This window comes from Ramlibacter tataouinensis, from assembly GCF_001580455.1.
Classification (GTDB): Bacteria; Pseudomonadota; Gammaproteobacteria; order Burkholderiales; family Burkholderiaceae_C; genus Ramlibacter; species Ramlibacter tataouinensis_B.
Map to the genome: position 1 here is coordinate 3183983 of NZ_CP010951.1, position 12756 is coordinate 3196738.

11 protein-coding genes, 1 pseudogene and 1 riboswitch are annotated in these 12756 nt (G+C 59.8%); of the genes and pseudogenes, 3 read left to right on the forward strand and 9 right to left on the reverse strand.

Features of this window, described 5'->3' with window-relative positions; genetic code table 11:
• Window positions 1-410 precede the first annotated feature (410 nt).
• Entirely contained in the window at window positions 411-1139 is a 729-nt protein-coding gene (locus tag UC35_RS14955; protein WP_145979479.1) for a hypothetical protein, read from the forward strand.
• Window positions 1140-1569: 430 nt separating this feature from the next.
• Here UC35_RS14955 and UC35_RS23665 read toward each other — a convergent pair whose 3' ends face one another.
• Both UC35_RS23665 and UC35_RS14960 read right to left on the reverse strand, forming a co-directional pair.
• Entirely contained in the window at window positions 1570-1920 is a 351-nt protein-coding gene (locus tag UC35_RS23665; protein WP_145979480.1) for a hypothetical protein, read from the reverse strand.
• A gap of 181 nt (window positions 1921-2101) precedes the next feature.
• Complete coding sequence (locus tag UC35_RS14960; RefSeq protein ID WP_061501037.1) at window positions 2102-2434, reverse strand: hypothetical protein; 333 nt, start codon at window positions 2432-2434, stop codon at window positions 2102-2104.
• A gap of 76 nt (window positions 2435-2510) precedes the next feature.
• Between UC35_RS14960 and UC35_RS24270 the strand changes: the two genes are divergently transcribed.
• Together UC35_RS24270 and UC35_RS24495 are read left to right on the forward strand one after the other, a co-directional pair.
• Window positions 2511-2771: a thermonuclease family protein gene (locus UC35_RS24270; protein WP_227820336.1), complete on the forward strand. Its 261-nt coding sequence runs from the start codon at window positions 2511-2513 to the stop codon at window positions 2769-2771.
• A gap of 50 nt (window positions 2772-2821) precedes the next feature.
• A pseudogene (locus tag UC35_RS24495) lies at window positions 2822-2875 on the forward strand (hypothetical protein); the annotation flags it as partial.
• A gap of 190 nt (window positions 2876-3065) precedes the next feature.
• On the opposite strand, the gene UC35_RS14970 reads toward UC35_RS24495, so the two are convergent.
• The 7 genes from UC35_RS14970 to UC35_RS14990 all read right to left on the reverse strand — a co-directional run bounded on the left by UC35_RS14970 (window position 3066) and on the right by UC35_RS14990 (window position 12540).
• Complete coding sequence (locus tag UC35_RS14970; protein ID WP_061501039.1) at window positions 3066-3359, reverse strand: hypothetical protein; 294 nt, start codon at window positions 3357-3359, stop codon at window positions 3066-3068.
• Window positions 3356-3703, reverse strand: coding sequence for a hypothetical protein (locus UC35_RS23670; protein WP_145979481.1), 348 nt, complete (start codon window positions 3701-3703; stop codon window positions 3356-3358). Before UC35_RS23670 ends, UC35_RS14970 begins: the two co-directional genes overlap by 4 nt.
• 164 nt (window positions 3704-3867) lie before the next feature.
• Window positions 3868-3969: riboswitch (SAM-I-IV-variant riboswitch) on the reverse strand.
• A gap of 177 nt (window positions 3970-4146) precedes the next feature.
• On the reverse strand, window positions 4147-4992 hold the full coding sequence (locus UC35_RS14975) for an SHOCT domain-containing protein (protein WP_061501041.1): 846 nt from the start codon (window positions 4990-4992) through the stop codon (window positions 4147-4149).
• 91 nt (window positions 4993-5083) lie between these two features.
• Window positions 5084-6037 (reverse strand): hypothetical protein, encoded by a 954-nt coding sequence (locus UC35_RS23675; RefSeq protein WP_158513910.1) that lies wholly within the window; start codon window positions 6035-6037, stop codon window positions 5084-5086.
• A 612-nt stretch (window positions 6038-6649) separates the two neighbouring features.
• Entirely contained in the window at window positions 6650-9934 is a 3285-nt protein-coding gene (locus UC35_RS14980) for an AAA family ATPase (protein WP_082793255.1), read from the reverse strand.
• A gap of 27 nt (window positions 9935-9961) precedes the next feature.
• Window positions 9962-11671, reverse strand: a complete 1710-nt coding sequence (locus UC35_RS14985) for a hypothetical protein (RefSeq protein ID WP_145979483.1) — start codon at window positions 11669-11671, stop codon at window positions 9962-9964.
• A 143-nt stretch (window positions 11672-11814) separates the two neighbouring features.
• The gene (locus tag UC35_RS14990; RefSeq protein ID WP_061501047.1) at window positions 11815-12540 is read right to left on the reverse strand and encodes a Crp/Fnr family transcriptional regulator; all 726 of its coding nucleotides are present in this window, start codon (window positions 12538-12540) and stop codon (window positions 11815-11817) included.
• Between the last annotated feature and the right edge of the window lie 216 nt (window positions 12541-12756).

The following is a 12756-nucleotide window of genomic DNA, read 5'->3' on the forward strand; positions in this document are numbered from 1 at the left end:
GTTTGGTGCCGCTCTTGGCAGACTGCTCCTCCGCCATCTGCTAGGAGCCAAGCCGAGGGATGGCCTGCTTTCACCTGGCGATGGCCCAGTTATGCGAAGGTGGTCTGTTCCTCCTCGGAGGCCGAGACGGCGTCCATCAAGGCGAATGCGATTTTTGGATTTGACGAGCCTTACCTTCGGCACTGGCTCCACAGTTAGGGCTGCTTGGTTCCCCGCCTGACCCGGTTGGAAGGCGCTCCGCGCCTGGCGCTCACGCGCTCCGCTTCATCGTCAGCTTCCCCTGCCGGCCACCGTCAGGTGACACAGTTGGTGATACACCGCCGGATGCTACTCAGGCGCACCGATGAGTGCAAGCAGTATCCCAGCGCATTCCTGACCGGGTCCATGGGCGCGGTGCCACGCCCACCCCCATGTGGACCACGGCGCAGACCCCCGGCAGCCTAGAGTCTCATACGCAGGATTCCTCTCGCTCGGCCGCCGCAGGCTGTCTGGCGGCCGCCAGCATCGGGCCGCCGGAACTCAGCGATACTGAAATGATGCTTACACCCCAGTTCCACACCCTCAGCTCCGATGACCTCCTCTTGCGAGTGCTGCCGTACAGGCTGAACGCGCTGGACATCATGGTCCTCGTTCTCAACCATGCGGCGGCATGGGGTGGGGAAAGGCCGATGGAAGTTCACGTTAACGGAAAGCTGAAGTTCACGGGCAACACCAACTTCCTGATCAACCCCGTTATCGAGGCCGGCATTCTTCACACCCGTGCGCTGCTGGAATTTCTTGGGCTCCGCGTGACCAAGCGTATGAGGCTGGCTGAAGTGAAAAAGAGAAGGGCGGCCGACGATGCAGGCATCGAACGGCTTGTGGTGGCTGGCGTGAGGCTAAAGATGGTCTCGGTGCTGAAAGTCCTGTATGAGTTCCCCGGCTCGGTAACGGAGGACCCGGCGGGGGTCGAGGACTTACTGGTGGGCGCGCTCGTATCCGCGAACAAGGGAGTCGCGCATCTGACCGACCCTTACGATCCAGTGCATTTGGTGGTGATCCGGCAAGCTGCCCTGCTGACCCGGCAGCTTGTCGATGAGCATGTGTATCGGGCCGCTGGCCTCAGCCCGCCCGTGCAGATTGTCAGGGAGGTGGCGTGAGCGGATAGCGGCGGTGTGGCGGCCTGGCGACCTCCCTCTAGCCCTGCCTACGGTAGGCGGCCAGGCTGATGTCGTCCGCCGCCTCGCACGCCGCCTTTTGTTCGAACTCCCGGCACGGGGGCCAGATCAAGTTCCAACGGCCTGCCGACTCCTTCTGCGCTTCGCCGGCCAATCCTTCGACTTAACTGCCCCCATGGCCGTGGGCGCAACACTGCTGCGATGAGCCTGTCGTGCTTCCCATCGACAACCTCGCGCATACAACTGCGATATGGGGAGAAGTAGATATTGAGGATGACGGTGAGAAGGACCGTCGCGGCCAGAATCAGGGCCGACTTCACGGGATCACTCATGGTCGCCGCATTCAAGCCGCGCCGCGCCCCCCCCCATGGGACTTCCGTGCCGGCCGCCGAACATTTTCGGCCGTCCACCACTAGTACCGACTGCCATATCGATGCCGATACATACGATGCCTCAGCTTCTTTATCAACTGCGTATCGCTAGTGACGAAGTCGGTGGCAATCTCATAGAGCTCGCTTTGATAGGCGCGATGTCGCTCTAGTTCCTGATGGACGGCCTTCAGAAGTTCGATCATCGTTGGGAGCCATTCATCGGAATCGAAACGAATTCGACAATCAGAATGTCGTTCCTTCGCATCTTTCGAGATTTCAAATCTAAGTTCCTGCCCGCCAGCTATTGCTGATGCGAACTCGGTTGCCTTGATTTTTTTAACCAGCTTGCGGTCTCGGTAGAAATCCGTCCTAGGGCCTCTGTAGATTTTCATGGGCGTACTCCCTGAGCGTGCTGTTGATTCGGGTGAAGCTTTGCTCTTCACTACCGTGTTTTGCTGCAAGGATTGAAGTGACGCATCGCAGAATTGTCCCGACCGTGATGGGAGCAATGTCCCCTGCCCGATGGTTGTAAGTAACGACACCGAGGATGGCGGCTTCCGTCAGGTAGGCCGGCTACTCGACTCCTTCGTCGGGCGGCTGATCGCGATCTTGATCGAGATCAGGATCGGCGGCCATCGGCGTGGGCAGCTTCGCCATCTTCCTGAAGATCGCCATCGCCTCGTCAGATGTGCTCTCCGACGTTGGCGGCTGTGCATTGAGCCGCATGGCTTCGCTGATCACGGCGCTCGGTGCGGCCCCGAGTTTTCGCACGAACTCGATCTTGTACTTGGCCCGCTGCTGCGGCGTCATACCCACCGTCAGCTCGGCCAGGGGCTGGAAGTGAGGCGCGTTGGGATCGATCACCCGAGGCGGGTCGTCTGTGGAGCGTTTCTTGCTGCTCGCCACCGTGGCTTCCTTCGGATGGGGATTGTGCGGTTCATCGTACAGTCATCCCGGCTCACCGCCAATACGTTGACGTACTGTGAAAAGGCGGACCTTCATCACCTTCTTGGTCGCCTTGGTCGCCTTGGTCGCCTCCTGGGTCACCGCCTTCAACGCGGCCTGGGCCGAGACGCTCAATAGCATCGTGATTGCCGTGGCCGACGGCGACACGATCACGGTCCTGGACGCCCAGCGCATCCAGCACAAGGTGCGGCTTGCCGGGATCGACGCACCCGAGAAGAAGCAGGACTTCGGCCAGCTAGCGAAGCAGAACCTGTCGGCCACTTCGGTAGGCCGGTGACCGTGGAGGGCAACAAGATGGACAGGTACAGCAGGCTGGTGGGCAAGGTGATGGTCGGCGGTGTCGATGTGAACCTTCGCCAGATCGAGTTGGGGCTGGCATGGCACTACAGGACGTATGAGCGCGAGCAGCCCCGCGCTGACACGGTGGCTTACGCCGCCGCGAAAACGCGGCCAGGGCTTCAAGAATGGGCTTGTGGGCCATGCCGGGGGCGCAGCCACTGTGGGAGTTCAGGCGGCTCCGCGCAGGCCAGCAAAGCGGCCTGGACGCGGATAAGCAGTTCTGAGCGATCAGCTACCCGGCCACCGTATCGAGGCGTTTGCCTTTCACAGCCTGGGACTTTGGCTTGGCCGGACGGATCGGCCGGAGCTGTGAGTCGAAGGCCGGGCCGCGCACCCGCCGCCACTTGCGCTTGCTGTTGCTCCAGGTGATACGTGTGGTGGCATAAATCCACCAAACAGGTCCGCTTCCGCTCCCTTCGAGTACGAATTTGCCGTCGTACAGGACACCCACGCGCACGATCTTTCCAATGTTGGACTTGTTCTTTGCGCTGATGACGACGGCGAGGTCGCCTGGACGGCAGTTCATTGGCTGCTCGATGTGGGAAGGCCGACCTCCGCGTTGCTGGTGCTGGCGGGTTTGACCGTTCTTGTGGGGTTCTTGTGGGCTTTCCTGCGCGGCCGAATTGGCAGCAGCCAGTCATCTTGGTGGTAGATCACAAGGCCGCGTCTATCCGTTGAAACGACGCCCGTGGAAGGGTCTATGTACGGCAGCGGTGTTGCCGTAGTCGGCGTGGTGATCCACATGATGCCCTGGTCTGGATCGTTTAGACGAGGCCCGTGAACGTTCACGAAACGACCGATGTTCATTTCAAGGCCCGGCTCGTCCTTGATGATGATGGCGAGGTCGCCCGGCCTGCAACGAGTACCCATACGTAAGCTCCTTCGATGCCCTCTATGCTGGCGTCGGCCAGGGCGCAGGGCGGAGCGCATGGCGACGGTTTAGCAAGCACTTATGAGTCGCCCTGCAAGTGTCAGAACTCGGCGACGCCCGTTGTCGTGCAGGCTCACGGGCATGAAAAAGCCCGCGCTGCGGGCATGACCGGCTTGGTTGCCTTGTTGGCCGCATCCGCTTTCGCGATCCACCTTGCCCCGTAGGCAGGTTGGCTCGGGACGATGCCCGACTCTTCATACAGTTTCCAGTTTAAGCCCCCGGCTGCGGGCGCACAAGCCCCAGGCGCGAACAGACCGCCGCTAATGGGTGGTGGCTTGCGCCGCCGCCGAAAACGCCGCCAAGGCCGCGAAAAGCCCAACCCTCTCTCGGCCGCCTGCTCCAGTCATCGCCGACCAGGAACGTCTTGCGTTGGCTGTGGATGCTATGACGCGAGGAGACGTTCTTTTGCACGCACAAATTCTTCCTCTGTAAGCACGCCTTGGGCCCGCAATGCGGCGAGTTTCTCAAGTTGCGCCGTGAGGGTCTCGTTGGCCTGGACCGGATCGGCAGCTTTGGGATTGGCATTCGCCACGTTGGTGAAAGTCTTCGAGAGCTTGATGCGGCCATCCGAGGGCGTGAAGGCCGACGTGTGGAAGAACGCCTCTCCGCGGTCCCAAGCGACTCGGACGACCGTGTTGATTTCCGATTTCGTAGTCAGAGCATTGAGGATCGATGCCGCGGCCATACCAATAGCTGCTCCTTCCAGCCCGAAACCGCCGCCGACAAAACCCCCGCCGGACTCGGTCCTACCTGTGCCGCCCAGTTCCAGGCTCGTTACTTCGTCGATCCGAAGCACGGTCTGAAGTTGTGACTTCGAAAATACCCGGATGCTGTGCTCACCGAACGCGATCGTGCACGCCAAACCAGGCTCCAGAACAGTTCCACTTCCTCCCAACGCCGTACACCGAATAAGCACCTCGGTCTGAGCTAGAGTCATAGACTTGCGAAAGTGATTGATGCGCTTATTGATCTCTAGCGCGCACCTCGCGCTGTCACCACCGATGTTCAGCCCCTGCGTCGTAGTCCCGTCGTGCAGCCGCAATCGAAAATTAGTGAAAAATCCACCGCTCTCAGCTGCCTGAATTTCATCCCAGTAGTGGGTGCTCGTGAAAAACAAGACACCTTCCTCCACGCGGTCCGAGTAGACAAGCACCTTGTGACCGCCGCTACGGAATTTCAGGGGTGCTTCGTCCCTGCGCGTCGAGCGCGAAAAAGTGAATCCATCCATCTGTCGCTCCTTCTCAAGCCAAATTCTGAGTGGCCTAGGGCGAAAGAACAAGCCGTGACGACCCTTGGAGCAGGACAGTCAACGATTGACGCTATCTTCGAACTTTGCTGGGTTGCACCGAATCTCGCTTGCAACTCACGACTGCGAAGACACCGCGAGGCGCTGGCACCGTTCGAGCATAGTTAATTTTGGGCCACGTCTCAGCCAGATCGTTGTCGTAGCTGAACTCGCATCCGTTAGCGTTCGCCCATGTGCGCAGTGAGTCTCCGGATTGCGACTTGTCCAAGGCGAAAGTTGCCTCCACTCGGGGGGAAACGCAGCAGCCGTAGTAGGCGTCCATGTGCTCGCTATTGAGCAAGAACAAGCGATGCCCCATCAGTTGGGTTGGTCGCTTCGCAAGGTAGTAGTGCGCATAGTCCCCTTGGACATCTGGATCCCTTCCGATGGCACCGATCCTCGCATATGCGAGCAGTGCCCGCTTCGTCTGAGCCACGTTCTCGGCATCAGCATTGCGCAAGCGTAGTGCCTCGATCACCTGAGCTTCCGCAGCCCTCGCGTGCTGCGGATTCAGGTCGATAGGTTGCTCAGGCTCTTTTACCTTCTGAATGGGCGGCGGCATGCGTGGATTGCTGGTGGCAGGGCTTTCCGCCGAACGGATCAACATCGGCTTCTTGTTGTCTGCGTAAAAACACAACATCCTCTCTGCTTCCCACTTGGTGCAGACGTTGGCGACTGTGGCATGCATTTCGACCGGTTCGCGCTCTTTGACGAGTTGTTCCAGGACGGATTCGACTTGGCGCGGAAAATAGCGTCCGTGCCCGATCAGTACCCGACTCCCACCGTCCGTTTGTAGCCAATACGCCACCCCACCCATTGGACCCGAAACGACGTTTCCATGGAGAACAAGCGGAATAGCCCCGATCAATTTCTGTGGGACGTAGTCGGAGTCGAATGGCTCAATTCGAACCGCGTAGAAGCCCGCACTGGCCGCAAGCACTGGGAATAAGGCCACTAGCGCCGTCAGTGCCAATCGGAGATGTCTCATAGCTCATCCTTATCGGGTTCAAGGCTACAGGGGATCCCCAGCACGCAAATCGGGCAAAACCATCGTGGTGCTCATACAACCCCCGTCGGGGTTCGAAACCGACCGGATTCGGACACCGGCGCTACGGATTGATCGCGCCGTCACGATCCCGAGAGCCGCTGATCAACCGGCGTCAGCCATAAGAGTGGGCCAAGCGCCTGCGAAGGCGAGCGCTCCACCGCCCTGACGTTGGCTACCACGGCATAGTAAGGACACGACGAGGGACGACTTGGCGGGTAGCGCGGGCGCAAGGGCCGGGGATTTAACGGGGATTCACTGGTCAATCTACGATAAAGCCGCCATTGGAGCGCCTCTTGACAGACTCCTGCTCCGCCAGTGAAAGCAAGGGTTTGTTGCTACAAGATCTGTAGCGCAAACCCTTTGTTTTTTGGGCCTATGGTGGGAATTCTTGACTGTGGGTGCTGACTAGGGACTGCAACGCCCTTCCAACCCGACTCGCTGCGAGCAGCTTCCAAACCGTGGAGGCTCAGCTTCTTGATTCCTGATGCTCGCAACGCGAACTGGCTCGCAACGCGAACTGGCAAGTCGAAGTTCCAACCTGGTTTCTTCTGGCTACACAGGGGCAGGTCGTGCCCCTTGCGCCTCGCCGCACGCAGCCAGCAAGGAATCGATTTGAGCTTCGCTTTCCTGGTCCAGGTCAAGAGAAACCCTTGTCAGCAGGGATTCAACGAGTCTTCGTGCCTGGTCCTTTGCATCCTGCGCAATGAGGGAACTCGCGAGATTCATCGTTGCACGCAACTCCCACGCCAGGGCCCCCTGTTGCTGGGCGACAGCGATGGCCTGGCGGTAGCAGGCTTGCGCCTCGACAAGAGGCTTGCCGGATTTTTCCAACAGCACGCCGCGATTGCGATGCAATTCCGCCGCGCTCCAGCGCTCCCCTGTTCGCTCCGTTGTTTCGAGCCACTCCGTCAACGATGCATCGGCCTGGGACATCCCGTCGGCCGTCGCGCTTGTCGTGGCGTAGTGACCTTCCCACCAAGGCAGAAAATGCTTCGCGCCCGTCATGCGAAACAGATCGATTGCACCGCGCATTCCCGGCAAGCCTGATGCCGTGTTCCCTTGATCGAAGGCTTGCCATGACGCCATCATGTGACCGTGCGCGAGGAAGATCAGGATGTTCTGGACGCCGCAGAACTGGACGAGCTCCTCGCTGAACGGCGCGGCGGCGGTGTAGTCCCGGCAAAAAATGCGATGCCATCCGGCAAACGCCAATGCGAAGGCGAGCGACAGCGGATGGTTCAGGCGCCGTGCCAGGGATAGGGCCGCCTCGGCAGTTCGCAGGGCCTGATCCTGCCGGCCCATCAACCAATGGGTCCAGACCAGGAAGTTTTGGGCGACCACCGCCGGATCCTGGCCAAACTGGAACATGTGGGCCGCATGGCGCTGCGGGTCGTAGGTTTCTACGCATTTCTCCAGGTTGGTCTTCGCTTGGGAGAGTTCGCCGAGGTGGAAATAGATGACGCCCAGGGTCAAGTAGGCCTCCAGCAGGAGGTCCTCATTGTTGATGTGGGCTGCAATCGCATAGAGCTGCTTCGCCAGTCCCAGTGCTGTTTCGAGATTGCCGCTGACGATGTTGTAGGCCACCAGCTGGTACAAGGCGATGGGGAGCTGAGGCGCATTCCCGACCAGTCCACACAGTTCATGCGCGCGGGCGCAGGTGACGCGGACGTCGTCCGCCGCATAGCCTTTCCACGTCATCAGGCAGTGGCCAAGCAGGATACGGAACTCGAGTTCCCTCACGTCGCGTTCCGGTGTGGCCGGAAGATTCGCCAGCAGCGCCAGTCCCTGGTTGAGATGGGCGACGGACTCCTGGGTCGCGAATCCCTTTAGCGCCAGCTGGCCCGCCATCAGCCAATAACGCACGGCCTGGTCCACATCCTTGGCGGCTGTGTAGTGATGCGCCAGCACATCGGGTTGCCGAACCGCGATGTCGGGAAACACCCGTTCCATGACCTCCGCGACCTGCCGATGCAGCGTCTCGCAGTTGCGTTTCAACATCGAGTCGTAAGCCGCATCGCGAATCAGGGCGTGCTTGAATTGGTAGAGCCCTTTCGCGACATCTCCGCGCACCTGCAACAACTCTGCCTTGCACAGTTGCTCCAGACCGTAATGCAGAGCTTCTCGCGTGCCGGACCAGACAGCCTCGAGCATATTGCGGTCGAAGTCACGGCCCAGGATGGCAGCAACCTGAGCGACGGATTTCGTGTCGTTCATGCGATCGAGCCGCGCCATCAAGGCATCCTGCAAACTCTCTGGAATCGCGCTATCCAAAAATTCCGGCCGGTCGGGCGACAGCCCTTTGCTGGCACCCTCCTGGTTGGTGAGGACGATTTCCTTCGTCAACACCTCGAGATACAGCGGCACGTTGTCCGATTTTTTCATCAGCTGCTGCAGCATGCTCTCGGAGAGATTGGCGTCGCCGGCCGCGAGCCTCACCAATTCCATCGACTGCGCGTCAGGAAGACGACCGATATCCAGGCTTGTGAAATGATTCTGTGTCGGCCAAGGAGGGGAAAATTCTGGACGACTGGTCAGCAACATCAAGGATTGGCTCTCGGCGCCTTCTTCCATCCATACGCGGATCAATTCCAGGGTCGAGGGGTCTGCCCAGTGCAGGTCTTCTACCACCATCAATGTCAATGTCAGTGGCGATGGGCTCAGCTGCCGGAACAGGTTTGCGAGATATTGCAGGGTGAGTTGCTTCTGGCGCTCCGGTGTCAGGTTGAGCGCCCGATGATCGGTCGGCACGGGGACGGACAGGAGCATCGCCAAGAGCGGTGCGGCCTGCGTCTTGTCGAGCGTGGTGCGATCCAGGAAGCGGTCAAGCAATGCCCATTTTTGTCCGGCCTCAACCGCGTCGGCAGACGAGAAAATTTCCTCCTGCAGCCATTCGATGACGGGAAACAGCGCACTCTGGTTGTAGTAGGGGGAGCACTGCAACTCGATCGGCACGACGGCGTGCTGCGCGCCTGCGCGTTCGACCAGCGCCCGGGTGATGCGCGATTTTCCGATTCCCGCCTCGCCCCTCAGGAGCACGACCTGGCCATGGCCGGCCGCTGCCTGCTGCGTGCGCTCCTCCAGCAGCGCCATCTCCTCGCGCCGACCGACCAGCGGCATGACGGACATCCCGTGCGCCGCTGCAAAGCGACTCTGGCGGACGCGTTGCCGGATGACTTCACGAACCAGAACTGGCTCGGGAATGCCTTTCAGCGTGTGAACGCCGATTTCCCTGCACTCGAAGCGCTGTCCCAGCATTCGATAGGTGTGGGGTGAAATGACAACCTTGTTCGGTGCGGCCAAGCCTTGCAAACGCGCCGCGAGGTTCGGTGTCTGGCCAACGGCGACTTTCTCGACGTTGGCGCCGGCACTGACCAGGTCGCCAATCACAATGGGGCCGGTGGCGATGCCGATCCTCACTTGCAGCCGTAGACCCGGCCTCGGTTGGAGGGTGTCAAGCGCTTCGACAATCCCGAGGCCGGCATGCACGGCGCGTTCGCTGTTTTCTTCGTGCGCAATGGGGTAGCCGAAATAAATCAACAGGCCATCGCCGAGGTGTTGCGCGACAAAGCCCTCATAGCGTTCCACCACGCCAACGCAGGCATCCTGGAATGAGCGAATGATTTCCCGCAAATCCTCGGGGTCGTACTGCATGGACAGCGCGGTTGAATCGACGACGTCGCAGAACATCACGGTCAGGTGCCGGCGTTCCCCTTCACCGGGCGAGCCGCCGCGCCCAGGCGCGGTTGATGCCTGGTGGTTGACCGTCAGCGCCGCGCCGCAGTTAAAGCAGAAACGATGGCCGTCGCTATTTGCACTGCCGCACTGGTTGCATTGCATATCGTTCCTTCTTATCGGAACCCGACCTCAGAACTGCACGCCCGCCGCAAAACAGTCCTTGGCGGGATCAGCGGCATACAAGCTGATCCCAAACTCCGGAAATTGCTGGTGCAGCTGTTCGTCGGTCGCAATCATCTCTTTTTTGAACCTCGCGATGAGGGGACCCAGGTCGTTGGCAAATTCGTACTTGAATGCATTCAGCTGAGTCGTGCTGTGCGGCTGGAAGAACATCTCATCGCACAAGCGGGCCGGAATGACGTCGCGAATCAGTCGCACCGAAGGTCGATAGCCAGGGTCGACGCCCGGGCTGGGCGACACCGGCGGTTTATCACGCAGGATGTATGGGGTGGGGCGTTTCTGCTCGAACATCTGGTGCATGAGCCAGTGGTCAGCCGTATGAACGATGGCGCCGTTCCAGATGATGGAGGCACAGGTTCTGGCCAGCAGTTCGTTGTTTTTGTAGATCGCCTGGCCATCAGGAAAGCCCGGGATCCACGAGGCGACATGGTCCGCCCAAAAACGGATTGCCTCCCAATTTTTGCCGTCGTCCGGAATGGATGCAACGACACCTCTCGCAAAGTTCAGGATCGGTTTGAAATAGCCATTGAGAAACGTTCCGTATTTGGACGGGATATGACGCGGCTCGGTGGCGAATTGGTATGGCGGAAAAGCGTTGCTCGGTGGTGCAGATCCCACCCAATAAAACGGAAAGACTTTGCGAATCTCCTCGCCTTTTGCGGGATAGGGGCTGTAGGGGAAATTGGCGGTTCGGTTCAGCAGCGAATATTTCCCCTCCAGGACGCGGTTGTCGACGGGCAGGCTCAGCAAGAGGTGCGGAAGCAGAAGTTGCAGCACGACATTGCTTGTCGGCAATACGGATTTGGTAATGGCATTAATGGCATCAAACGGAAAATGCACCATGGGGTGATCGATCAGATTGACCCGCACCAGCGCGGCCTGCAAGGCAAAGTACTTCGCCAACTGCCATGCCTTGCCGTCCCCGGGTCCGAGCAGTACCCCATAGTCATAGGGGCCACCGGCTTGTGTTTGAACAAAGATCCTGATGGCTTCGACACGGAAATCGTATTCCTGGCCGGGCGCGGGACTGAGGGGGCGGGACATGTACACGATTGAGGGGGCCACATACTCGCCCTCCAACGGATTGCGCACGACCCGCATTTGCGTTAGATCAGATTTCCAGTATTCCAGGGCCTCGTCGTTCAGAAAACCCGGAGATTGGGATTTATCCGATGAGTCCACCCTGGACATCAGCTTGCTCAGCAAGCCGTGGGCGATCATGTCTGTGAATGTTGAATCGCTCAGTGCTGGGTATTGGCCCGTCGTGTCATCAATATCCACTGGCATTTCAAGCAAATACCAAAGCGCGATATCGGCCGCAAGCTCAATTTCGTACTCTGTACTTAGAGGTATATTCAATAACGCCGCGGAGTATTCAATTGCGGATTGAACGAAGATCAGAGAGTTGTCGGTGTAGTAATCGCCTAGTTCCTTCTCGTACTCTTCCTCTTCTGTCCCGGGAATACAGTGCGGACCTTCACGCAATACCTCGGGTGCAACTTTGCAGGCATTCCCATCCCTCGGCTGGCAGGGCCACGGCCCGTTTTCCCCATAGAGAAAATCGCCAGGCTTGAAACCTGGGGGTAGTTGAAATGGGAGCCCCGGTTGGCAAATCGATTGAGCGTCGCTGGACGCGCCGGGTTCGGTGAGTTGGGTCATGTGGCTCTCCTTTTCGAGGGGCCACACACCGCAGTCGGGTGGGCCATCGAATCTGTAGATCGGCCTCTCCCCAACTACGGGAGATCAGTCGCCAATGGTAGAGGCTTGCTGGCGCCTGGTCCAGTGCTTGAGCAAGGACGCTTTTACCGATGCGTCCCGGCCACAAAGGCTTCTTCGCCTTCCGCTGCCTGCGCACGGGCAGGCGCTGGTGTACTGAGCCGCATCACGTCGGCGCTGAGCCGTGTGGCGATCAGCCGGGTGACTTCGAATGCGAACCTAGGGTTCTGGAAGTAAAGCTGCTTCAAGGACGGCTCGTCCATGCTCAGCAAGACGCAATTCGTGTTGCAGCGCACCGTCAGCGTCCTTTTTTGCTGCGGAGAGAAGAACGAGATCTCTCCAAAGATCTCGCCGACAGGCTGGATCTTGGCGATTTCGACCAGCTCGACTTCGCCTTCCACGAGGAGATAGATCTCGCCGGCCGGGTCCCCTTTGCTGAAAAGCGTCGTGCCTGCGGCGATGCGATGCTGCTTCATATACGGGCGCAGCCAGATGCCCGAGAGATCGCGGTCGCTCGCCGCCTTCTGGACCTTCACCGTCAGCCGCCGGATTTCCTGCAGGCGATAGGCGTTGAGCAGGATCAGGACCACGAACAGAAGGACGGAAACGACGTTCGATGCCAGCAGCGCCGACGCACCCAGGCAGAAGTTGCTGGCAAGCGCGAGTGTCCGAAGGCGGATCATCGAGCGCACGAAGGTCCCCGTGATCACCAGGCTGAGCCCGAAAAAGCTGAGGACGGCGATGCCGATCCCCTTCGGTGTGCCTAGGGAAGAAACCAGGGTGCCGGCCGCTTCTTTGAACAGGTCGATCATGTCAGGAAGGTGAGTGAACCACCAGGTGAGGTCCCGCAGGGGCGTGGAATGGCACGCATGAGTCTCGCAGCCCTACCTCGGGATTGCAACTCTCGGGCTTGCTGCGCCGCGCAATGGCGAGGGCCGCGGGGCAATCGGGATTGGAGCGGGGCGTCGCGTGCCGGGCAGTCGCGCATCGGTTGAAGATGGATCGAAGGTGGCGGGGGGTGGCCGGGC

What these genes read in the sequence shown, in the direction of transcription:
- UC35_RS14955 (WP_145979479.1), top strand. Translation starts at nt 411, where the DNA reads ATGTGGACCACGGCGCAGACCCCCGGCAGCCTAGAGTCTCATACGCAG.
- UC35_RS23665 (WP_145979480.1), bottom strand. Translation starts at nt 1,920, where the DNA reads ATGAAAATCTACAGAGGCCCTAGGACGGATTTCTACCGAGACCGCAAG.
- UC35_RS14970 (WP_061501039.1), bottom strand. Translation starts at nt 3,359, where the DNA reads ATGAACTGCCGTCCAGGCGACCTCGCCGTCGTCATCAGCGCAAAGAAC.
- UC35_RS23670 (WP_145979481.1), bottom strand. Translation starts at nt 3,703, where the DNA reads ATGGGTACTCGTTGCAGGCCGGGCGACCTCGCCATCATCATCAAGGAC.
- UC35_RS14975 (WP_061501041.1), bottom strand. Translation starts at nt 4,992, where the DNA reads ATGGATGGATTCACTTTTTCGCGCTCGACGCGCAGGGACGAAGCACCC.
- UC35_RS23675 (WP_158513910.1), bottom strand. Translation starts at nt 6,037, where the DNA reads ATGAGACATCTCCGATTGGCACTGACGGCGCTAGTGGCCTTATTCCCA.
- UC35_RS14980 (WP_082793255.1), bottom strand. Translation starts at nt 9,934, where the DNA reads ATGCAATGCAACCAGTGCGGCAGTGCAAATAGCGACGGCCATCGTTTC.
- UC35_RS14985 (WP_145979483.1), bottom strand. Translation starts at nt 11,671, where the DNA reads ATGACCCAACTCACCGAACCCGGCGCGTCCAGCGACGCTCAATCGATT.
- UC35_RS14990 (WP_061501047.1), bottom strand. Translation starts at nt 12,540, where the DNA reads ATGATCGACCTGTTCAAAGAAGCGGCCGGCACCCTGGTTTCTTCCCTA.